At 58.6% G+C, this 20,126-nt stretch carries 20 protein-coding genes; 10 read left to right on the top strand and 10 right to left on the bottom strand.

From position 1 onward, the window contains the following. Window positions 1-33: 33 nt before the first annotated feature. The 3 genes from rsmI to gshB all read left to right on the top strand — a co-directional run bounded on the left by rsmI (window position 34) and on the right by gshB (window position 2,258). A complete protein-coding gene (gene rsmI, locus ACR0CZ_RS14215) occupies window positions 34-891 on the top strand; it encodes a 16S rRNA (cytidine(1402)-2'-O)-methyltransferase (protein WP_170395867.1) in 858 nt (285 codons plus the stop codon). 1 nt (window position 892) lies between these two features. Further along, the gene (locus ACR0CZ_RS14210; RefSeq protein ID WP_170395869.1) at window positions 893-1,264 is read left to right on the top strand and encodes a YraN family protein; all 372 of its coding nucleotides are present in this window, start codon (window positions 893-895) and stop codon (window positions 1,262-1,264) included. Window positions 1,265-1,325: 61 nt separating this feature from the next. Continuing rightward, window positions 1,326-2,258 (top strand): glutathione synthase, encoded by a 933-nt coding sequence (gene gshB / locus ACR0CZ_RS14205; protein WP_170395871.1) that lies wholly within the window; start codon window positions 1,326-1,328, stop codon window positions 2,256-2,258. Here gshB and ACR0CZ_RS14200 read toward each other — a convergent pair. Genes ACR0CZ_RS14200 through cobU form a run of 4 tightly spaced genes read right to left on the bottom strand, consistent with a single transcriptional unit; the run spans window position 2,255 to window position 5,856 of the window. Next, window positions 2,255-3,769: a YifB family Mg chelatase-like AAA ATPase gene (locus ACR0CZ_RS14200; RefSeq protein WP_170395872.1), complete on the bottom strand. Its 1,515-nt coding sequence runs from the start codon at window positions 3,767-3,769 to the stop codon at window positions 2,255-2,257. The genes gshB and ACR0CZ_RS14200 overlap by 4 nt on opposite strands. Before the next feature lie 47 nt (window positions 3,770-3,816). Then, a complete protein-coding gene (locus ACR0CZ_RS14195) occupies window positions 3,817-4,701 on the bottom strand; it encodes a glutathione S-transferase (protein ID WP_170395874.1) in 885 nt (294 codons plus the stop codon). Window positions 4,702-4,759: 58 nt separating this feature from the next. Then, window positions 4,760-5,338: a histidine phosphatase family protein gene (locus ACR0CZ_RS14190; protein ID WP_170465923.1), complete on the bottom strand. Its 579-nt coding sequence runs from the start codon at window positions 5,336-5,338 to the stop codon at window positions 4,760-4,762. Next, complete coding sequence (cobU, locus tag ACR0CZ_RS14185; RefSeq protein ID WP_170465962.1) at window positions 5,335-5,856, bottom strand: bifunctional adenosylcobinamide kinase/adenosylcobinamide-phosphate guanylyltransferase; 522 nt, start codon at window positions 5,854-5,856, stop codon at window positions 5,335-5,337. Before cobU ends, ACR0CZ_RS14190 begins: the two co-directional genes overlap by 4 nt. Before the next feature lie 103 nt (window positions 5,857-5,959). Here cobU and ACR0CZ_RS14180 point away from each other — a divergent pair, with 103 nt between their 5' ends. From ACR0CZ_RS14180 to ACR0CZ_RS14155, 6 genes are all read left to right on the top strand, one after another. Continuing rightward, window positions 5,960-6,838, top strand: coding sequence for an RNA polymerase factor sigma-32 (locus ACR0CZ_RS14180; protein WP_170423772.1), 879 nt, complete (start codon window positions 5,960-5,962; stop codon window positions 6,836-6,838). Continuing rightward, window positions 6,835-7,656, top strand: coding sequence for a ChaN family lipoprotein (locus ACR0CZ_RS14175; protein WP_170395880.1), 822 nt, complete (start codon window positions 6,835-6,837; stop codon window positions 7,654-7,656). The genes ACR0CZ_RS14180 and ACR0CZ_RS14175 overlap by 4 nt, the downstream gene beginning before the upstream one ends. A 63-nt stretch (window positions 7,657-7,719) precedes the next feature. Then, on the top strand, window positions 7,720-8,916 hold the full coding sequence (gene coaBC, locus ACR0CZ_RS14170) for a bifunctional phosphopantothenoylcysteine decarboxylase/phosphopantothenate--cysteine ligase CoaBC (RefSeq protein ID WP_170423774.1): 1,197 nt from the start codon (window positions 7,720-7,722) through the stop codon (window positions 8,914-8,916). A 26-nt stretch (window positions 8,917-8,942) separates the two neighbouring features. After that, on the top strand, window positions 8,943-9,398 hold the full coding sequence (gene dut, locus ACR0CZ_RS14165; RefSeq protein ID WP_170423776.1) for a dUTP diphosphatase: 456 nt from the start codon (window positions 8,943-8,945) through the stop codon (window positions 9,396-9,398). Continuing rightward, window positions 9,398-10,444: a molybdopterin-synthase adenylyltransferase MoeB gene (locus tag ACR0CZ_RS14160; protein WP_170465926.1), complete on the top strand. Its 1,047-nt coding sequence runs from the start codon at window positions 9,398-9,400 to the stop codon at window positions 10,442-10,444. Before dut ends, ACR0CZ_RS14160 begins: the two co-directional genes overlap by 1 nt. A gap of 75 nt (window positions 10,445-10,519) precedes the next feature. After that, window positions 10,520-12,535, top strand: a complete 2,016-nt coding sequence (locus tag ACR0CZ_RS14155; RefSeq protein WP_170395888.1) for a M3 family metallopeptidase — start codon at window positions 10,520-10,522, stop codon at window positions 12,533-12,535. Here ACR0CZ_RS14155 and ACR0CZ_RS14150 read toward each other — a convergent pair. From ACR0CZ_RS14150 to ACR0CZ_RS14125, 6 genes are read right to left on the bottom strand one after another with little or no spacing between them, the layout of a single operon-like run. Next, window positions 12,532-13,464: a 2-hydroxyacid dehydrogenase gene (locus ACR0CZ_RS14150; RefSeq protein WP_170395890.1), complete on the bottom strand. Its 933-nt coding sequence runs from the start codon at window positions 13,462-13,464 to the stop codon at window positions 12,532-12,534. The two genes, ACR0CZ_RS14155 and ACR0CZ_RS14150, sit on opposite strands and share 4 nt — an antisense overlap. Before the next feature lie 10 nt (window positions 13,465-13,474). Then, window positions 13,475-14,614, bottom strand: coding sequence for a rod shape-determining protein RodA (gene rodA, locus ACR0CZ_RS14145; protein ID WP_170395892.1), 1,140 nt, complete (start codon window positions 14,612-14,614; stop codon window positions 13,475-13,477). Beyond that, entirely contained in the window at window positions 14,611-16,560 is a 1,950-nt protein-coding gene (gene mrdA, locus ACR0CZ_RS14140) for a penicillin-binding protein 2 (protein ID WP_170395894.1), read from the bottom strand. The genes rodA and mrdA overlap by 4 nt, the downstream gene beginning before the upstream one ends. Beyond that, window positions 16,557-17,093, bottom strand: a complete 537-nt coding sequence (locus tag ACR0CZ_RS14135) for a rod shape-determining protein MreD (RefSeq protein WP_170396096.1) — start codon at window positions 17,091-17,093, stop codon at window positions 16,557-16,559. The genes mrdA and ACR0CZ_RS14135 overlap by 4 nt, the downstream gene beginning before the upstream one ends. Then, a complete protein-coding gene (gene mreC / locus ACR0CZ_RS14130) occupies window positions 17,086-17,988 on the bottom strand; it encodes a rod shape-determining protein MreC (protein WP_170395896.1) in 903 nt (300 codons plus the stop codon). Before mreC ends, ACR0CZ_RS14135 begins: the two co-directional genes overlap by 8 nt. A 56-nt stretch (window positions 17,989-18,044) precedes the next feature. Further along, a complete protein-coding gene (locus ACR0CZ_RS14125) occupies window positions 18,045-19,091 on the bottom strand; it encodes a rod shape-determining protein (RefSeq protein ID WP_039523195.1) in 1,047 nt (348 codons plus the stop codon). 154 nt (window positions 19,092-19,245) lie between these two features. Between ACR0CZ_RS14125 and ACR0CZ_RS14120 the strand changes: the two genes are divergently transcribed. Further along, window positions 19,246-20,031, top strand: a complete 786-nt coding sequence (locus ACR0CZ_RS14120) for a 23S rRNA (adenine(2030)-N(6))-methyltransferase RlmJ (RefSeq protein WP_170395898.1) — start codon at window positions 19,246-19,248, stop codon at window positions 20,029-20,031. Window positions 20,032-20,126: the final 95 nt, after the last annotated feature.

Raw genomic sequence — 20,126 nt, 5'->3', positions numbered from 1 at the left:
CGATAATAAACGTCACGCTGTGAGGGTCCAGCTTTGAATTTCCAAAAGATCAGATTGGCCGCTGGGCTGTACTTTATTGCCACCCCAATCGGGACGGCACGCGATATTACGCTCAGGGCGCTCGATGTTTTGGCCTCGGCGGACATGATTGCTGCCGAAGATACACGCAGCTTGCGACGTTTGATGGAAATCCATGGCGTGCCGCTCGAAGGGCGCCGTATATTGGCCTATCACGATCACAGCGGCGCGGGCGCGCGGGGCAAAATACTTGAGGCGCTGGAACAAGGGCAATCGGTGGCTTACGCGTCCGAGGCGGGAATGCCGCTGATCGCCGATCCCGGCTATGATTTGGGCCGTCAGGCGGCTGAGGCTGGGCACAACGTGACATGTGCTCCGGGACCGTCTGCTGTTTTGACGGCGCTGACATTGGCGGGGCTTCCCACGGATGCATTTTTCTTTGCCGGGTTCTTGCCCAATGCCTCTGGCGCACGGCGTTCACGAATCGAATCCCTGCGCAGCGTCCCCGGAACGCTTGTCTTCTATGAATCACCGAAGCGCGTGGCTGCCTGCCTCTCTGATCTCGCGGATATTTTGGGTGGAGACCGACAGGCGGCCCTGTGCCGTGAACTCACCAAAAAGTTTGAAGAAACTCGCCGAGGGACGCTCGCTGATCTGGCAACAGAGTACGAGGGCTTATCGGTTAAGGGCGAGGTGGTTCTGCTTGTGGATCGCGCCCATTCGCAATCTGTTAAGGACTCTGACGTAGAAGAGGCATTGATAAAAGCTTTGCAAACGCATTCGGTGCGTGATGCGGCAGATTTGGTGTCAGAGATGTTCAGCCTGCCGCGCCGCCCGATCTATCAGATGGCTCTGAAGCTGGGAAAGGGATGATATGGCACAGAGATCCGTTCGGGGTTCTGTATCTTATCACGCTGGACAATCCGCCGAACTTTGCGTGGCCGCCGAATACGTGCGCCGGGGTTATTCAATCGCAAGACGCAGGTGGCGCGGTGCTGGCGGTGAAATAGATCTGATCGCGCGCAACGCAGATGGGTTGGTCTTCATTGAGGTTAAGAAAAGCCGTAGTTTTGACCGTGCAGCCGCTCGGATTAGTCGCCGACAGATGGATCGAATTTGCGCATCCGCTGCCCAGTTTCTTGAACAGGAGCCTGCTGGTCAGCTGACGAATACTCGGTTTGATGCGGCACTGGTTGATGACACTGGAACTGTTCAAATCATCGAAAACGCCTTTGGTTTGGACTGACCCCCATTGAACCCGTCAAGCCTCTGCGCCATGTATCGAGCGTGGAATTGAGGGATACACCATGAAGATCGCCTTTCAGATGGACCCAATCGGGGCCGTGGATATCAACGCCGACAGCTCTTTCCGTCTGGCAGAAGAGGCTCAGGCGCGCGGCCACCAGCTGTTTTATTATGGCCCGGATCAATTGGCTTACCAGGAAGGCAAGATCACGGCGCGCGGCCATGACATGACGGTGCAACGAGTCGCTGGGAACCCGGCAGTGTTGGGCCCTGAGTGTGAAGTGGACCTTGCTGAATTTGATGTCGTCTGGCTGCGCCAAGACCCCCCGTTTGACATGCACTACATCACCTCGACCCATTTGCTTGACCGGCTAAAGGGGCAGGCCCTGGTGGTTAACGATCCGTTTTGGGTGCGAAACTATCCCGAAAAGCTGCTGGTTCTGGATTTCCCTGAACTGACTCCGCCCACCACGATTGCGCGGGATTTGCGAACCATCAAGGCGTTCAAGGAAAAGCATGGCGATATCATCCTCAAGCCGCTTTACGGCAACGGAGGTGCTGGCGTATTCCGTCTTGATGCGAATGACCGCAACCTGACGTCGCTGCATGAGCTGTTCACCGGCTTTTCTCGTGAGCCTCTGATCGCGCAGAAATTCCTGCCCGATGTGCGCAATGGCGACAAGCGGGTCATACTTGTCGATGGTGAGCCGGTGGGCGCCATCAACCGCGTTCCGGCTGAGGGCGAGACCCGCTCGAACATGCATGTGGGCGGGCGCCCCGAGAAAATCGGCCTGTCCGAGCGAGATATGGAAATCTGCGCTGCGATTGGACCGTTATTGAAGGAACGTGGTCAGATCTTTGTGGGGATCGATGTAATTGGCGACTACCTGACCGAGATCAACGTGACCTCACCCACTGGTATTCAGGAGCTTGAGCGGTTCAATGGCGTGAACATCGCCGAGAAAATCTGGCAAGCGATTGAGGCGAAACTTTAAGCTCCTGCTTTGGCGCTGATGCGAAAGCTCAGCGCCTCGGCGACATGGGGGCGGCGCACATCCGGCTCACCTTCGAGATCGGCAATGGTGCGGGCCACGCGTAGGATGCGGTGAAAGGCGCGGGCCGACAGGCCAAAGCGTTCCGCGGCTTTCAGTAATAGTTCTTTGCCCTGGGCATCAGGGGCGGCGATTTCTTCCAGCATATTGCCTTCGACATCTGCGTTTTGACGGGTATTTGGCGTGTCGCGAAAGCGATCTGCTTGTATGGCGCGCGCCGCTTCAACCCGCTCTGCGACGTTCGCAGAGCTGTCGCCAGTAGGCGGCAGGTCGAGATCGGTAAATCCGACCGGAGGGACTTCGATGCGCAGATCGAACCGGTCCATCAACGGCCCTGAGATACGCCCCAAGTAATCCTCACCACAGACCGGCGCGCGTGAACAGGCGCGGGATGGGTCCGTCAGGTATCCGCATTTGCACGGGTTCGCGGCGGCTACCAGCATAAAGCGGCATGGGTATTTCACATGGGCGTTGGCGCGGGCGACCATTACCTTGCCGGTTTCAATAGGTTGGCGCAGGGTTTCTAAAACTGTGCGCGGAAATTCGGGAAACTCGTCCATGAACAGGACGCCGTTATGCGCCAGTGATATCTCACCGGGTTTCGCACCTTTGCCACCGCCCACGATCGCCGCCATCGAAGCGGTATGGTGCGGCTCGCGAAACGGTCTGGCGCGGCTGATGCCCCCTTCGTCCAGTAAGCCGCAAAGCGACTGGATCATCGATGTCTCTAAAGCTTCGACCGGGCTCAGAGGCGGCAAAATACCCGGCAGACGCGCCGCCAGCATGGATTTGCCGGAACCCGGTGTCCCGATCATGATCAAATGATGCCGCCCGGCTGCGGCGATTTCCAAGGCGCGTTTGGCGCGCTCTTGCCCCTTCACGTCCCGCAGGTCCCGTGCATTGGGTGATAGTTTCACTTCGCCCGGTGTCGCAGCGGGCAGCGCAGACTGACCGGTAAAATGCCGCACCACATCCCCCAACGAGCCCGCTCCGATTACCTGCGTGGTGTCAACCCACGCGGCTTCGGCGCTAGAGGCGCTGGGACAAAGCAAGCTGCGATCATCGGCGGCTGCTGTCATTGCGGCGGGCAGCGCGCCGACGACGGGTACCAGAGAACCATCCAAAGACAACTCGCCCAACGCGACAGCGCCCTCGGCAGCATCCGCTGGAATGATTTCCAACGCAGTCAACAAAGCGACGGCGATAGGCAGGTCGAAATGGCTGCCCTCTTTGGGCAGATCGGCAGGCGAAAGGTTAATCGTGATCCGTTTCGACGGCAGCGCGATCGCCATCGAACTTAGCGCGCTGCGCACCCGGTCCCGTGCTTCGGAGACTGCCTTGTCCGGCAATCCCACGATGGAAAAGGCCGGAAGGCCGGGTGAGACGGCGCATTGCACCTCGACCGGGCGGGCATCGACCCCTTGAAAGGCAACGGTGTGGGCGCGGGCGACCATGGCAATCCTGTTCTTGGTTAACAGGACGTTGCTGCCATGGCTGCAGTTTAAGAATCGTTAACGTCAGCAACAATCGCCGTAAATTTCGGCCACGCCTCAGGGTCGGCAATGGTCTTGTCTCGGCAAAACGGATTACAAAAGCCCCAAATCTTGCCATCGAGTTCCAGATAGTCTTGCACAGGCTTGCCGGAATAGGGGCAGGCTGTGTTGACCGAGGGGCCGTTGCTGACCGCCAATGCCCCTGAATCCCCGCCAATTGGCCAGCTGTGTGCGGGAAGGTCTTGCGTATACGGGAAGGGCTCATACGCGACCGTCATGCCCATGGCGCGCCATTGCCGAACTGCGATATCAGAGAGCAGGTGCATGCAGTATGCACGATTGACCTCGGACACGGGCAGGCCATAGCCGACAATCCGCGCAGCGACCGGCGTGTAGAAAACATCAGCCAGAGAATAGGCACCAAACAGCGGGCCCGACGCGGCGCCAGAGACCTTCCGTGCATGGGCCCAGAGGGTTTCGATCCGCTGCAAATCAGTCATCGTTTCAGGTGAAGGTTTGAACCCTTCCCAGCAATGCTTCAACTGCATGGGGCATTGCCCCCGCAGCGCTGTGAAACCGGCTACCATTTCAGCGCAAAGCCACCGTGCTGTGGCGCGCGCTGCGGGGTCTGACGGCCAAAGCCCTGCTTCGGGGTGACGTTCGGCCAATGTCTCTGCCATCGCGAGGCTTTCGCCGACCACGGTTCCATCTGGAAGACGCAGCGCAGGAACAAGGCGCGCCGGGGCCAGGGGTTCCATATCCGCCGCCATTGTGCCGGAATAAAGGCCAATCATATGGGTGCGGTATGGCAGGCCGAATTTCTCAAGCATCAGCCATCCGCGCATGGACCAGCTGGAGAACAACCGGTCACCGATAAAGAGATCAAATGTCATACAGCAACGATGTCGGACAGAGGCCTGTCGGTAAATCAGAGATTTGTGCGCACACTTATCACGGTCGGTGATTAATCCGACCTACGGTCCAACCATCGTTATGGCGCGTGATCTCGGTGACGGACAGGTTGTCGATGCGGTGACCAAATGCGTGTTGGGCGTCCATGTCCAGAGCGCGTTGGACCTGAGTCAGGATCACTCCGAAATGGGCGACCAGGACTAGGTCACATCCAGTATGGGCCGCGATCAGGGTGTCGACGACCCTATCGACACGCGCGCGGACCTCATTCCAGCTTTCTCCGTTTGGAGGCCTGACCTCGCCCGGATTATCCCAGTAGGCAAAGCAAAGCTCGGGATCTTCCGCCTCGATCTCGGCGAAGGGGCGCATCTCCCAGTTGCCGAAATTGATTTCGCGCAGATCGCGGTTGTGCGGAAGGCGGAGTCGCGTGCCTTGAATGGCGCTGGCCGTATCGCTGGCGCGTGACAAGTCTGATGAGATTACGACGGCATTGGAAGGCAGATGCGCATCAAGCCGTGCAATCGCGGCCTTATCACTCAAGTCGGCAGGAAGGTCGGACCAGCCTACCATAGTTTTAGCATGGGTGGGGCCGTGCCGTACCAAATGCAGGCGCGTCATAGGGGTTGCCCTTTGAGAACCAGCGGCAGCCCGGCCGTAACCTGCACCACCCGATCTGCCTGCGCAGCCAGAGCGATGTTCAGCCGTCCCTGCGCCTCGCGGAATCGACGGGACAAGGCGTTGTCGGGGACGATCCCATGGCCCACCTCGTTTGATACGATAACGATCTGGGCGGCACAGGTCTTCATCGCCTCAAGCAGTCCGGCCTGTGCTTCCTCTAGGTTATTTTCTGCCAGCAGGTGATTTGTCAGCCACATGGTTGCACAATCGATCAGGCAAATCTGATCATTTGTCAGCTTTGCGAGTTCCGGCGATAGATCAAATGGCGCTTCGATCGTCGTCCACCCGCTGCCGCGTTGTGCAATATGTTGCCTGATTTTTAGGCGCATCTCGTCATCAAACACTTGTGATGTCGCAAGGTAAACGCGGTTTTTCCCAGTTGAAACAGCAAGTTGCTCCGCAAAAGCAGATTTTCCGGATGCCGCCCCGCCCAAGATAAAGGTTAAATCGGCATGCACTTTTATTACCTTTCTGGTGATCCACCCGGTTTTGTCCTGCGTATCGACCACAAGTCGGCAAGGCAAGCCCGGCCCATCGCCTGTGATAAAAGGGGAGAATTGCATGGCACTCGACAACGCACATGATTTTTCGATGTCCCGGCAGGCAATGAAGGCCGAGCTGCTGGATGCGGAGACTGAATTGAAACTGGCCTATGCCTGGCGCGACGAACGCGATGAGCAGGCGCTGCATCGCCTCATTACAGCTTATATGCGGCTGGCGATATCAATGGCGGCGAAATTCAAACGCTACGGCGCGCCGATGAATGATCTGATTCAGGAGGCGGGACTGGGCTTGATGAAAGCCGCCGACAAGTTCGATCCGGATCGGGGTGTGCGGTTTTCAACGTATGCAGTGTGGTGGATCAAGGCCAGCATTCAGGATTACGTGATGCGCAATTGGTCGATGGTGCGCACTGGTTCGACCTCTTCCCAGAAATCGCTGTTCTTCAACATGCGTCGGGTACAGGCGCGTCTGGAGCGCGAAGCCGCGACTGAGGGGCTGGAGCTGGATCGCCATCAGTTGCATCAGAAGATTGCCGCCGAAATCGGAGTCCCGCTGCGTGATGTCGAGATGATGGAAGGCCGTCTGGCAGGGTCCGATTTCTCGCTGAATGCGGTGCAGTCTGCAGATGAGGACGGGCGCGAGTGGATTGATGCGCTGGAAGATGACAGCGAACAAGCCGCCGAGGTAGTAGAGAACAGCCACGACAACCAGCAACTGCGCGAATGGCTGGTGGCGGCGATGCAAGCTTTGAACGATCGCGAGCGGTTTATCGTTCGCGAAAGAAAACTGCGTGAGCCTGCCCGGACGCTGGAAAGTCTTGGGAAAGAGCTTGGCCTGTCGAAAGAGCGTGTGCGCCAGCTCGAGGCGGCAGCGTTCACAAAGATGCGCAAGAACCTTGAAGCGCAATCGCGCGAGGTGCAACACTTCTTCGCATGAAACCTCTTGCGATTCTTACAGCTTTTGTGTTGCTCGCCACTTTGCCTCAAACGGTTCGAGCTGCTGAATTTATCCCTCAGGACGTGTTGGCCGACATGCGGGCCGCGGATGTCGTCATTCTGGGCGAGATACATGACAACCCTCAGCATCATCTGGTCCAAGCCGAAGCAGTTGAAGCAATCACGCCCACGGCGGTTGTCTGGGAGATGGTGACCGAAGAAGGTGCTCAGCGGTTGGCTCAAAAAGCGGCAACCAATCCCGAGGAGCTGTCCCGAATTCTGCGCTGGGCAGAATCCGGCTGGCCGCCTCTTAGAATGTACTACCCCATTTTTCAGGCCGCGGATGTGCCGGTGTATGGCGCGATGGTTCCGCGTGAAGCGGCCCGCGCTGCTATGGAACGCGGGGCGGCCACAGCGTTGGGGGCTGATGCGGCCAGATATGGATTGACTGTACCCCTGTCGGATGAAGATCAAGCCGCACGCGAGGCTGATCAACTGGCGGCACATTGCGACGCATTGCCCGCTGAAGTTCTACCGCAGATGGTCGCCATTCAACGTCTGAGGGACGCTGTGTTGACCCGAGCCATTCTGCGCGCCACCGACGAAACTGGTGGGCCTGTCGCGGTCATCACTGGCAATGGCCATGCCCGTAAGGATCGCGGAATTCCGACTTTTCTGTCGCGACTGCGCCCCGGTTTGAAGGTCTTTGTGCTTGGACAATCCGAAGATGGGGTCGTGAGCGGGGATTTTGATGCTGTTATCGATAGCCCCACAGTCGAGCGAGAAGACCCCTGCAAAGCCTTTGAGGTGCAGAATTAACTGCTGGAACTGCCCGCCAGCGTTGCCTAATGTCAGGGCCGACCGGGACGGGAAGGGCGAGCCATGCTGTCATCGAAACGTATTTTGCTGATTATCGGCGGTGGGATTGCGGCCTACAAGTCGCTGGACCTGATCCGGCGGTTGCGGGAACGTGGTGCGGCGGTCACGCCGGTTTTGACGCGTGCTGCCGAAGAATTCGTAACTCCGTTATCCGTGTCTGCCCTGGCCGGTGAAAAGGTCTATCGAGATCTCTTTGATCTGACCGATGAAGCGGAGATGGGTCATATTCAGCTTTCCCGTTCGGCTGATCTGATCGTGGTTGCTCCGGCAACGGCCGATCTGATGGGTAAGATGGCAGGCGGGTTAGCTAATGATCTGGCCTCGACCCTTTTGATGGCGACCGATACGCCGGTTCTGTGTGCGCCTGCGATGAATGTCCGCATGTGGGAGCATCCCGCAACCCGGCGTAACCATGCGCAACTGGAAGCAGACGGCGTGCGTTTTGTCGGCCCGAACGAAGGCGATATGGCTTGCGGTGAATACGGTCCGGGCCGCATGTCGGAGCCACTTGAAATTGTCGCGGCGATTGAGGCGCAGTTCGGGGATGGGCCTTTGGCTGGCAAACGTATTCTGGTGACATCGGGTCCGACACATGAACCAATTGATCCGGTACGATACATCGCCAACCGATCATCGGGCGCGCAGGGAACAGCTGTTGCACGCGCGCTATCTGCATTGGGGGCCGATGTTACATTTGTTACGGGTCCGGCTGACGTGCCTCCGCCAGACGGCATAAAGGTCGTGCGTGTAGAGACCGCGCTGCAAATGTCGGATGCGGTCGACGCGGCGCTTCCGGTGGATGCGGGGGTATTTGCAGCTGCAGTGGCCGATTGGCGGGTATCCAGTGCCTCGGACCGGAAGCTGAAGAAAAGCCGCGACGGGGTGCCCGCGCTAGAGTTTGCCGAGAATCCCGACATTTTGAAGCGCATCGCGCGAATGGGAAGTGGCAGGCCCGATTTGGTGGTGGGTTTTGCCGCCGAAACAGACAACGTGATCGAACATGCTACGGCCAAACGTGCCCGCAAGGGATGTGACTGGATCGTTGCGAATGATGTCAGCCCCGCGACAGGTATCATGGGCGGTTCTGAGAATGCGGTGATCCTGATCTCAGAGCAAGGTGCCGAAGAATGGCCGCGTATGGGCAAGGATGATGTGGCAAAGCGGTTAGCAGCCAAGATCGCCGGCGCGTTGACCAGATAGCAGCCATAAAGACAAGAGGTACAGGTATGGTGGCAATTCGCGTGATCCGAGAGGAGGGGGCTGACCCGTTGGTGCCCTTGCCTTCATACGAAACCGCGGGTGCTGCCGGGGCGGATGTGCGCGCCAATCTGCCGGATGGTGAGTCTGTTATTCTTGAACCGGGCCGTCGTGCGCTGATACCGACAGGCCTTAGGATCGAAATTCCGCAGGGGTTCGAGGTTCAGGTGCGTCCACGATCGGGCCTTGCCTTGAAACACGGGATCACCTTGCCCAACACTCCGGGTACAATCGACAGCGACTATCGCGGGCCGTTGGGCGTGATCGTGATGAATGCGGGTCAGGACCCCTTCGAGATTACGCATGGCGAACGTATCGCGCAACTGATCGTCGCACCGGTGGTGCAGGCCATGTTCCAGGACGTTGAGGCTCTGACCGAGACTGATCGCGGCGCGGGTGGCTTCGGCTCGACCGGGCGCGGCTGATGCTGCTGGTTCTGATCCTTGCTGCCGGGCTTTGGGGTGTTGGCTATATTGCCGGGGTGTCGCGCAGCGCGCGGCTGGTTTCTGTTGGCGCGCTCTTGACAGGCGTGATTATTGCTCAACTTCTGCTGCCTGAGGGAAACCCGTTGCGTCAGGCGACCGGTGGGTCGGCAGCGATGTGGCTGATCCTCGCTGGAGCGGCTGTGCTGGTGCTGCTTTATGGGCGGGGTTTGAAGGCGTTGCGAAATCGCGCCGCGTCCGGCCAGACGTCGGAGCCCGCCAAGCCATCCGAACAGTTCAGCGAGACCGAGCTTGAACGCTATGCCCGCCACATCGTTCTGCGTGAACTGGGCGGTCCCGGCCAAAAGCGAATGAAACAGGCGCGCGTGCTGGTAATCGGTGCGGGGGGGCTCGGCGCGCCCGCCCTGCAATATCTGGCTGCCGCCGGAGTGGGAACAATCGGCGTGATCGACGATGACGTGGTCGAGAACGCCAACCTACAGCGGCAGGTGATCCACCGCGATGCTGATATCGGTATGCCCAAGGTGTTTTCAGCCCAGCAGTCTATGTTGGCGCAGAATCCCAACGTGGTCGTCTTGCCGTACCACCGTCGCCTGACCGAAGAGATTGCAGCAGATCTGTTTGCTGATTTTGATCTGATCCTCGACGGCACTGACAATTTCGACACCCGCTACCTTGCAAACCGTACGGCGGTTGCACTGGGAAAACCCCTGATATCTGGCGCGCTGTCGCAGTGGGAAGGGCAGCTCAGCGTCTTTGACCCTGCCACCACCGGCCCATGTTATCAGTGCATTTTCCCCGAAGCACCCGCCCCCGGCCTTGCGCCTTCTTGCGCCGAGGCTGGAGTAATCGGCCCACTGCCGGGTGTGGTCGGCTCGATGATGGCGGTTGAGGCGATCAAGGTGATCACCGGCGCCGGGCAGGCATTGCGAGGTGAGATGTTGATCTACGATGCGCTATACGGCGAAAGCCGCAAGATCACCCTGGCGCGTCGCACCGATTGCCCGATCTGCGGGGCATCTCATTAAGGCGGGCTCAAATTCTCGGGTAGCTCTGGATCATTTCGACGGACGGTCTTAGCTATGAGGTCAAAGGAGACCTCAATGACCAACCCGATCCTGTCCGACTGGAACACGCCCTTCGAAATCGCGCCCTTTGCAACGATCACGGATGATGACTTTGCCCCTGCGCTGGATCAGGCGATGCACGCACATGATGCCGAGATTGAGGCGATAGCAGCGAATCCGGACACGCCCACATTCGCCAATACGATCGAAGCGCTGGAGGCTACAGGCGAGCAGATGGATAAGGTTCTGTCGGTCTTTTTCACCGTTGCAGGTGCGGACAGCAACCCCAAGCGTGAAGAACTGCAACGCGAATTTTCGCCCAAACTGGCGGCACACTACTCGCGCATCTCATCAAACAAAGCACTGTTTAAGCGGGTGGCGGATTTATGGGACCGGCGCGATAATCTGGACCTGACCGATGAACAGGCGCGCGTTTTGATGCTGTCTCATCGCGGGTTCGTGCGGGCGGGGGCGGCGTTGACCGGCGCCGACGATGCAAGAATGCAAGAGATCAAGGCCTGTTTGGCGTCTCTGGGCACGTCCTTCACGCAGAACTTGCTGGCGGATGAACGCGACTGGTTCATGGACTTGACCGAAGAAGACCTGCAAGGCTTGCCGGATTTTGTTATCAATGCAGCGCGCGCAGCGGGTCAGGAAAAGGGGGCGGATGGCCCGGTGGTGACCCTCTCTCGGTCGATTATCGTGCCCTTTCTGCAATTCTCGCCCCGCCGGGATTTGCGTGCAAAGGCTTATCGCGCGTGGACTGCACGGGGGGCAAATGGAGGTGAGACCGACAACCGCGAGATTGCGGCGGACATCCTGCGCCTGCGCGAAGAACGCGCCAAGCTGCTGGGGTATGCCAGCTTCGCCGCCTACAAGCTTGAGACCGAGATGGCCCGCACACCAGATCGCGTGCGAGAGTTGCTGCTGGATGTGTGGGAGCCCGCCAAATCCCGCGCCGACGCAGATGCCGAGGTGCTGACGGCAATGATGCAAGAGGAGGGCGTAAATGACCCGCTGGAAGCGTGGGATTGGCGCTACTATGCCGAGAAACGCCGCAAGGCCGAACATGATCTCAATGAAGCGGCGCTGAAGCCGTACCTGCAACTGGACCGGATGATCGAGGCGTCTTTCGCCTGCGCCACACGGCTGTTCGGGCTGGAGTTCGCGCCGCTTGATGTGCCGCTCTATCATCCCGATTGCCGTGCATGGGAGGTGACCCGTGACGGGCAGCATATTGCGGTGTTCATCGGTGACTACTTTGCACGCGGATCGAAACGGTCGGGTGCATGGTGCAGCGCAATGCGCGGGCAGGCGAAATACCCGAAAGAACAGGCTCCGGTCGTGATCAACGTCTGTAACTTTGCCAAAGGTGAACCAGCGCTTTTGTCCTATGATGACGCCCGAACGTTGTTTCACGAGTTCGGCCATGCCCTGCACCAGATGCTGTCCAATGTGACCTATGAGAGTATCTCGGGCACCTCGGTGGCGCGTGATTTCGTTGAACTGCCCAGCCAGCTTTACGAACATTGGCTGGAAGTGCCCGAGATATTGGCTGAGTTCGCCACTCATGCCGAAACGGGCGCATCGATGCCGCAGGAGATGTTGCAGAAGGTGCTACAGGCCGCCAATTTCGATCAGGGGTTCCAGACGGTGGAATATGTTGCCTCGGCCCTGGTCGATCTGGCGTTTCATGAGGGGGCTGCCCCCGCTGATCCGATGGAGAAACAGGCCGAGGTGCTGGCCGAAATCGGCATGCCTCGGGCCATTGGAATGCGCCACGCCACCCCGCATTTCGCCCATGTCTTTGCGGGCGACGGTTATAGCTCGGGCTATTACAGTTATATGTGGTCCGAAGTTATGGATGCCGACGCCTTTGCCGCCTTTGAAGAAGCGGGCGGTGCGTTTGATCCCGAACGCGCCAAGGCACTGGAGGAACACATCCTGTCAACTGGCGGATCCCGCGAGGCGGAAGAGCTGTATCTGGCCTTCCGTGGACGTCTGCCTGGCGTCGAAGCCTTGCTGAAAGGCCGCGGGCTGATCGCGGCCTAGTACCCAAGCTTTCGGTCAACGAGGTGGAGAAAGGGTTCACCCGCTTCACCTCGGCGAATGTTCTCGCAGATCACCTGAGCTGCGGTAACAGGTCTGGTTTCCGAGGCTATATGTGGCGTCACCGTCACATTGGGATGTGCCCAATAGGGATGCTCGGTCGGCAGAGGTTCGGTGCGGAAGACATCCAGCGTGGCGTGCCCGACCTGCCCTGAATTCAGCGCGGCCAGCAGGGCCTCATCATCGATAAGCGGCCCGCGACCCGGATTGATGATCTTGGCCCCTTCCGGCAACAGCGCCAGTGTTTCGGCGTTGAGCGTGTTTTCGGTCGCCGGAGTATCTGGCAGCAGCAAAACCACTATCTCGGCCTGGGACAGTGCATCGCGCAGCCCGTTCTTACCATGCAGACAGGTCACGCCGGGAATAGTCTTGGCGGTACGGCTCCAACCGATGACACGGAAATTCAACGCTGCCAACGCGTGGGCCGATGCCTCACCCAATGCGCCCAAACCCAAGATGCAGACGGTGCGTTGCTGGGCCAGTGGTGGCGCATCAGGTGTCCAGACCCCATCCTGTAGCGTAATGTGTTGGTCCATCCCAAGGTGATAGCGCAGCACATGGCCCACCACCCATTCCGTCATGCCTTGCGTTAACCCCCCGTCAACCATACGCGCCAGTGGAACGGTCAAGGTTTCATTGCCCGAGATTTTCTCAACCCCCGCCCAGAGGCTCAGCACCGCCTTGAGCCGTGTGAAGGGCGTGAAATCCTGTACCCCTCCGTTCGGGGCGTAAACGATGTAGTCGACCTGATCTGCTGGGATGTCCGTGGCCAGATGAAAATCTAGCCCTGCGTCCGACAAATATTGATGCATCAGAGCTTCATACTCGGGCCACAACTCAGGGCGCGCGGAAAACAGGACATTCACGGGCATGGGAAACCTTTCAGCGGGGACGATGTATATGGGCGCTTTGAACGATGCCAAAGGCGGCCATCAGGACCAGCATGGCCGAGCCGCCATAACTGACCATCGGCAGCGGTACTCCGACCACTGGGGCCAGCCCCATCACCATCGACATATTGACGGCAAAGAACAGGAAGAAATTCAGCGCGATCCCAAGTGTCACCAGAGACGAGAAACGATCCTTGGTCGACAGCGCCGTGACCATGCAGAAGATCAGGATCAGACCGTAAAGGATCAACAGTGTGATGCCGCCGACAAAGCCGAACTCTTCGGCCAAGGTGGTGAAGATGAAATCGGTGTGTTTTTCGGGCAGGAAGTTAAGACGTGATTGCGTTCCCTGCATGAAACCGCGCCCATTCCAGCCCCCCGAACCCAGAGCGATCTTCGATTGCGTGATGTGATATCCCGCTCCCAACGGATCGGTTGAAGGATCCAGAAACGTATCGATGCGTCGGAACTGGTAATCTTTGAGCAACTGCCATTCAGTCCCTCGGCTGTTGAACACTGCAGCAATCAGGCCAACCCCCGCTGCAATCACGGCAGCGAAATAGGCCCAATGCACCCCGGCAAGGAACATCAGACCACCACCAGCAGCCAATAACAGGATCGATGTGCCTAGGTCGGGCTGGCGCAGCACCATGAATGTAGGGATCAGGATCAGAATGACCGGGATAATCACCCAGAGCGGGCGCGAGGTTTTGTGCGCCGGCAGCCAGTCGTAATAGGCGGCCAGCACCATCACCAACGCCACTTTCATTACTTCTGAGGGTTGCAGCCGCATGAAGCCCAGATCAATCCAGCGCTGCGCCCCCATGCCGATCGTTCCAAACAGTTCGACCACGATCAGTAGACCGATCGCGCCCAGATAGGCTACAACCGACATGTTCCGCCAGAACCAGATGGGCACCAGCGCAATGATAAACATGGCTGCCAAGCCCAGACCGAACCGTTCCATTTGCGGTTCCGCCCACGGCATCCAGGATCCACCCGCGACCGAGTAGAGCATCAGGAACCCCGCGCTTGCCACGCTGATCAGCAACAGGGTGAGCGGCCAGTTCATATAAAGGAACTTGCGAAACCCCGACGGCGTGGATTTGACGGCATATTCAAGATAGCTCATGCGCGGTCCTTCTCGTCAGGACGCGCTTTGGGGCGACGGTCACCCTCCAGCCGTTTCTGTTGTTCCTTTATGCGTTCTCGATCTCCGGCCGGATACGCTTCGAGCGGTGGCGTGCCATCGTAGAGTGCCTGCAGCATGATATCGCGCGCCACTGGGGCCGCGGCTTTGGAGCCGCCGCCGCCGTGTTCCACCACCACAGCCACGGCGTATTTCGGATTGTCATAGGGGGCGAAGCTGACGAACAGGGCGTGGTCTCGACGCTCCCATGGCAGGTCTTCGTTTCGGATTACACCTGCGGCGCGTTCTGCCTTGGTAATATTGCGCACCTGACTAGTGCCGGTTTTGCCCGCCATGCGGAACTCATCGGCAATGATGCGACTGCGATACGCGGTGCCACGCCTGTTATTCGAGACTGTGAACATGGCTTTGCGCACTTGCTCAAGGTTGTTGCGGTTCACCTGCAGCGGTTCACCCGCGCCCGAGGGCTGCTCAACCCCATTGATTGATCGAACAAGGCGTGGTTGCACGGCGCGACCTGTCGCCAAACGCGCGGTCATCACGGCCAATTGAAGCGGTGAGGCAAGCATGAACCCCTGACCGATCGACGCGTTTGCGGTGTCGCCTACCAGCCAGTCCTGTCCGTGAACCCGCTGCTTCCATTCCTGATTGGGGGCAAGCCCGGCGGCAACGGCAGACATCGGAATGTCATGTTTGATACCCAGTCCGAAGGTGCGTGCCATCTCGGAAATCCTGTCGATCCCGACACGTATTGCCACGTCGTAATAGTAGACGTCGCAACTGCGCTTCAGCGAGGTTTCAAGGTCAACCGTCCCGTGCCCGCCGCGTTTCCAGCAGTGAAAGCGGCGGCTGCCCACTTTCATGTGACCCGGACAGTACACCGTGCTGGAAGGGCTGATCACCCCGGCTTCGAGCGCAGCCATGGCGGTAATCATTTTGAAAGTCGATCCAGGAGGGTAGGTGCCCTGCACCGTTTTATTGGCAAGCGGGCGATACTTGTCCTGCGTTAGCATCTGATAGTCCGCCACCGAGATCCCACGCACGAACAGGTTCGGATCGAAGCTGGGGGCCGAGCTGATGGCGCGAATGTCGCCGGTTTCGCAATCGATCACGACCGCAGCGGCGCTTTCCCCAGCCAATCGCGCCTGCGCGTATTGCTGCAGATTGGCGTCGACTGACAATTGCAAATCTGCCCCGGCTTCACCGACCTGGCGGTCCAGCTCGCGCATCACCCGGCCTGTGGCGTTGACCTCAACCCGCTTGGCGCCCGCCTTACCGCGCAATGTGATCTCTTGCTTGGCTTCCAGCCCGACCTTACCGATCTGAAACCTTGGAATACGTAGTACCGGTTCAGGGTCTTCAATTTGGCTTAGATCGTAATCGCTGACCGGGCCGACATAGCCAACAACGTGGGCAAAATCCTCGTAACGTGGATACTGGCGCGTCATGCCGACCTCGGGCGTGACGCCAGGCAATGCAGGGGCATTGACTGCGACTTTTGAAATATCCTCCCAAGTTACCTGATCAGCCAGTGTGACCGGCAGAAACGGGGCCGATCGACGCATCTCGGTTTTGGCACGTTCGATCTCATCCTCGGTCAATGGGATCAGTTCCGAAAGCTTGGCGATAACCTTGTCGATATCGCCTGCATCCTCGCGCACGATGACGATGCGATAGGACTGAGAGTTTAATCCTATGATCTGCCCGTTCCGGTCATATATCCGGCCCCGGGTTGGTGGGATCAGACGGATGTTGATCCGGTTTTCTTCGGCCAGCAGACGGTATTCATCCGCTTGATCCACCTGCATGAACCGCATCCGGGCTGCCAGCCCCCCGATAAAGGCCGCTTGTAGCCCACCGAGGATCAAGGCGCGGCGCGGCAAACGTTTGTAAGCAAGGCCCTTGGGCTTTGATTTGCGCTGCTTCATGGCCGCACCCGTGGCATCGTGCTGTCGGCAACAGATTTGCGCCTTACGCCAAACACAGTTTGGCTCATCAAAACCATCACAGGATAGATTGCGATTGTCAGAATAACTTGCACCACTACCGGTCCCAGAGTTGCCTGTTGCACCGAGAGGATAGCAAGAATGAGTCGATTGAGCACAAACACAACCGTGATCACGGCCCCGACGGTTGCCCATTCGCCCACAAACCCGCTGTCTTTCATGCCAGCCGCAGCGGAATGCAGATAGGCTGCACCCAGAACCACCAACGCAGCAAGCAACCCGGGTGGGCGTTGCAAAAGCAGATCGGCCATGAACATGACGATGGCAATGATCAGGATCGGAATACATTCCGGCCGCCGCAAAACCCAAGCGTAAGTAAGAGCGATCAGTATGTCAGGAAAGGGCAGGCGATCAGGTTTTGTATCCAGCGGCAACAGGTGCAGAAACACCACAAATACCGCCAGAGCGACATAGAGACCGCGCTTGGCCCACAGATCTGAGACCGACCTATCCATCATTGACCTCGGATGGGGTCAAGGATGCTTCGGGTTGACGGGGGCCGACGATATCACCGGATTCCGTGATTGGTGGGGCCGACTGATAGCGTAGTACGCGCAGAAACTCGAGCCGCTCGAAATCTGCCGACAGCCGCACGCGCAACCTGCCACCGGGATCAACCGTGATTTGACCGATCAGCAAGCCACCGGGGAACACGCCACCATCGCCTGATGTAACGACCCGGTCGCCCGGTCGCACGAGTTCCCGGTTTTCCAGAAACTCCACTGCAGGGGCCGAAGTATTGTCACCTGCGATCAGCGCCGTCTGCCCCGAAGGCTGGATCGTCGCCGGGATCGCGCTTGAGGCATCGGTCATCAGGATCACGCGCGCGGTATCCGGGCCAACACCCGATATGCGCCCGACCACTCCGATCCCGTCCATTGTTGCCCAACCATCCACGATCCCGTCACGCTCCCCCACGTTCAGCAGCACAGATTGCCGGAAGGGTGAGCCGCTATCCGCCATCACCACCCCGGTGACATAGGTCAGGCGCGGATCGAGCCGAACATTGTTAAGGTCCAGCAGGCGGGCGTTTTCCTGTTCCAGCTGCAGCGCGGCCTCTTTCCAGGCGCGCATCAGGCGCAGCTCGCTGCGCAATTCCTGGTTCTGCTCGCTGAGCCGCTGATAGCTTTGGAAATCACGAGACAGGTTCACCAGCGCAGTGACCGGGACCATTGCCCACTCCATCGAGGGGACAACCTTGTCCACCACCTGTGCGCGGAACCTTTCGACGCGCGGGCTGTCGATGCGCCAGACCAGAAAGATACCAAGCAGGCACAGTACAACAATCCCCAGCAACAGTCGACGCAGAGGTGTCGTGTATTCATCGCGCTGTGATCGGTCCTTTGCCACAGGTTACCTTCCCGTGCTGCTCGTGCCCGAGTTTTCACCCCATCAGGGTGCGCGCCTTAGCTTTCGTAGTCAATCGCGTGGCGCAGTTGTTTTTCGTATTCGAGTGCTTTGCCCGTGCCCAAAGCCACACAATTCAGGCTTTCATCAGCAATAGAAACTGCCAAACCGGTTTGCTCGCGCAGCGCCAGATCCAGATCACCCAGCAGCGCACCGCCACCGGTCAGCATCACGCCCCGGTCCACGATATCAGCCGCCAGATCGGGCGGCGTGGTTTCCAGAGCTGTCATCACCGCCTCGCAAATCTGCTGCACGGGTTCAGACAGTGCTTCGGCCACCTGAGCCTGACTGATCTCGATTTCCTTCGGTACACCATTCAACAAGTCGCGCCCGCGAATATGCATCGACTGGCCACGCCCGTCGTCTGGCATCCGTGCGGTACCGATGGTGGTCTTGATCCGTTCCGCAGTTGATTCACCCACCAGCAGGTTCTGTTGACGCCGCAGGTACGAGATGATCGCCTCATCCATCCGGTCGCCACCAACGCGGACTGAGCGGGCATAGACGATGTCGCCCAGCGACAGAACCGCAACCTCGGTGGTCCCGCCGCCGATATCCACAACCATGTTGCCGGTTGGATCGGTGATCGGCATTCCTGCACCAATCGCAGCGGCAATCGGTTCGGCAATCAGGCCCGCGCGGCGCGCGCCTGCAGACAGAACCGACTGGCGGATTGCGCGTTTTTCAACCGGGGTTGCGCCATGAGGGACGCAAACGATGATCTTGGGTTTCGAGAAGGTTGAGCGTTTATGCACCTTGCGGATAAAATGCTTGATCATCTCTTCGGCGGTATCGAAGTCCGCGATGACACCCTCGCGCATCGGACGGATGGCTTCAATGGAGCCGGGGGTCCGGCCCAACATCAGCTTGGCGTCCTCGCCAACAGCAAGGACTTTCTTGACCCCATCCTTGACGTGGTAGGCAACGACCGAGGGCTCAGACAGGATCACTCCGCGCCCTTTGACATAAACCAGCGTGTTCGCTGTTCCAAGGTCGATAGCCATGTCGGCTGTGAACAGGCCGCCCAGATTGCCAAAGATGCCCATATTTCCCCGATCCCGTTTGTCAGAATTTCCACTGCCCGCGACTCGACGGTTCCGGGACGGATGCCTTATAGGGTGCCAACTCGCCCGGTTAAAGAGCTGATTCCGCGACAATCAGCACCTTTCCGCCTTATTGATGGAGACTTTAGAAGGCATAATGCTCTCATATCAACACATTTACCACGCTGGAAATCTGGCTGATGTGCAAAAGCACGCTTTATTGGCGTGGACGCTGCGTTATTTGACCCAAAAGGACAAACCCCTCAGCTATATCGAAACGCACTCCGGGCGTGGACTATATCACCTTGACGCGGCTGAGGCGGTTCGAACGGGTGAAGCTGTCGCCGGGATCGGGCGCGTCAGGCGCGAAGGTTGGTTTGATTCCGATCATCCAATGGCGCGGGTGCTGGATACCATACAGGCCAGTCACGGCGTGCAAGCGTATCCCGGTTCACCCCTGATTGCGGCCAACCTGTTGCGAAAACAGGATAGCCTGCATTTCGCCGAGCTGCATCCGCAGGAACATTCGGCACTTTCACTGGCATTGTCGCCGTTCGGTGCGAAGGTCTATCAGCAGGATGGGTTTGAGTTGGCCCAATCGTTGCTACCCCCGACCCCTCGGCGCGGGATGATGCTGATCGATCCCAGTTATGAAGTGAAGGCCGAGTATGACCGATTGCCCGGGGTGATCGCCAAGCTGCACCGCAAATGGAACGTGGGTGTGATCGCACTTTGGTATCCAATCCTGACGGATGCACGTCACAAGGCTATGATTTCGTCTCTGAAATCCGCTGGATATCCCAAAACGATTTGCCATGAGGTCACGTTCCCTCCGGCGCGGGAAGGTCATCGCATGGTCGGATCAGGTATGTTCATGTTGAATGCACCCTTCGGGATCGAAAACGAAACGCGCCGCTTGTCGGAGCTGTTCGCTCAGCTTTGATAAGCAAGAATTACACAGGGAAAGCTCCCGCTCCGTTTGCCTGCATCAAAGATGCCGTCAAACGCGTTGGGCCCGGCAGCGCGCCAGTGGCGCGC

The organism is Ruegeria sp. H9 (genome assembly GCF_056532915.1).
This window is presented reverse-complemented; position numbering and strand designations above follow the sequence as displayed.

Excerpts from the sequence above, each read along its gene's own strand:
- ACR0CZ_RS14210 (WP_170395869.1), top strand. The coding sequence starts at position 893 with ATGGCACAGAGATCCGTTCGGGGTTCTGTATCTTATCACGCTGGACAA.
- gshB (WP_170395871.1), top strand. The coding sequence starts at position 1,326 with ATGAAGATCGCCTTTCAGATGGACCCAATCGGGGCCGTGGATATCAAC.
- ACR0CZ_RS14200 (WP_170395872.1), bottom strand. The coding sequence starts at position 3,769 with ATGGTCGCCCGCGCCCACACCGTTGCCTTTCAAGGGGTCGATGCCCGC.
- ACR0CZ_RS14195 (WP_170395874.1), bottom strand. The coding sequence starts at position 4,701 with ATGACATTTGATCTCTTTATCGGTGACCGGTTGTTCTCCAGCTGGTCC.
- ACR0CZ_RS14190 (WP_170465923.1), bottom strand. The coding sequence starts at position 5,338 with ATGACGCGCCTGCATTTGGTACGGCACGGCCCCACCCATGCTAAAACT.
- ACR0CZ_RS14180 (WP_170423772.1), top strand. The coding sequence starts at position 5,960 with ATGGCACTCGACAACGCACATGATTTTTCGATGTCCCGGCAGGCAATG.
- ACR0CZ_RS14175 (WP_170395880.1), top strand. The coding sequence starts at position 6,835 with ATGAAACCTCTTGCGATTCTTACAGCTTTTGTGTTGCTCGCCACTTTG.
- coaBC (WP_170423774.1), top strand. The coding sequence starts at position 7,720 with ATGCTGTCATCGAAACGTATTTTGCTGATTATCGGCGGTGGGATTGCG.
- dut (WP_170423776.1), top strand. The coding sequence starts at position 8,943 with ATGGTGGCAATTCGCGTGATCCGAGAGGAGGGGGCTGACCCGTTGGTG.
- ACR0CZ_RS14160 (WP_170465926.1), top strand. The coding sequence starts at position 9,398 with ATGCTGCTGGTTCTGATCCTTGCTGCCGGGCTTTGGGGTGTTGGCTAT.
- ACR0CZ_RS14155 (WP_170395888.1), top strand. The coding sequence starts at position 10,520 with ATGACCAACCCGATCCTGTCCGACTGGAACACGCCCTTCGAAATCGCG.
- ACR0CZ_RS14150 (WP_170395890.1), bottom strand. The coding sequence starts at position 13,464 with ATGCCCGTGAATGTCCTGTTTTCCGCGCGCCCTGAGTTGTGGCCCGAG.
- rodA (WP_170395892.1), bottom strand. The coding sequence starts at position 14,614 with ATGAGCTATCTTGAATATGCCGTCAAATCCACGCCGTCGGGGTTTCGC.
- mrdA (WP_170395894.1), bottom strand. The coding sequence starts at position 16,560 with ATGAAGCAGCGCAAATCAAAGCCCAAGGGCCTTGCTTACAAACGTTTG.
- ACR0CZ_RS14135 (WP_170396096.1), bottom strand. The coding sequence starts at position 17,093 with ATGGATAGGTCGGTCTCAGATCTGTGGGCCAAGCGCGGTCTCTATGTC.
- ACR0CZ_RS14125 (WP_039523195.1), bottom strand. The coding sequence starts at position 19,091 with ATGGGCATCTTTGGCAATCTGGGCGGCCTGTTCACAGCCGACATGGCT.
- ACR0CZ_RS14120 (WP_170395898.1), top strand. The coding sequence starts at position 19,246 with ATGCTCTCATATCAACACATTTACCACGCTGGAAATCTGGCTGATGTG.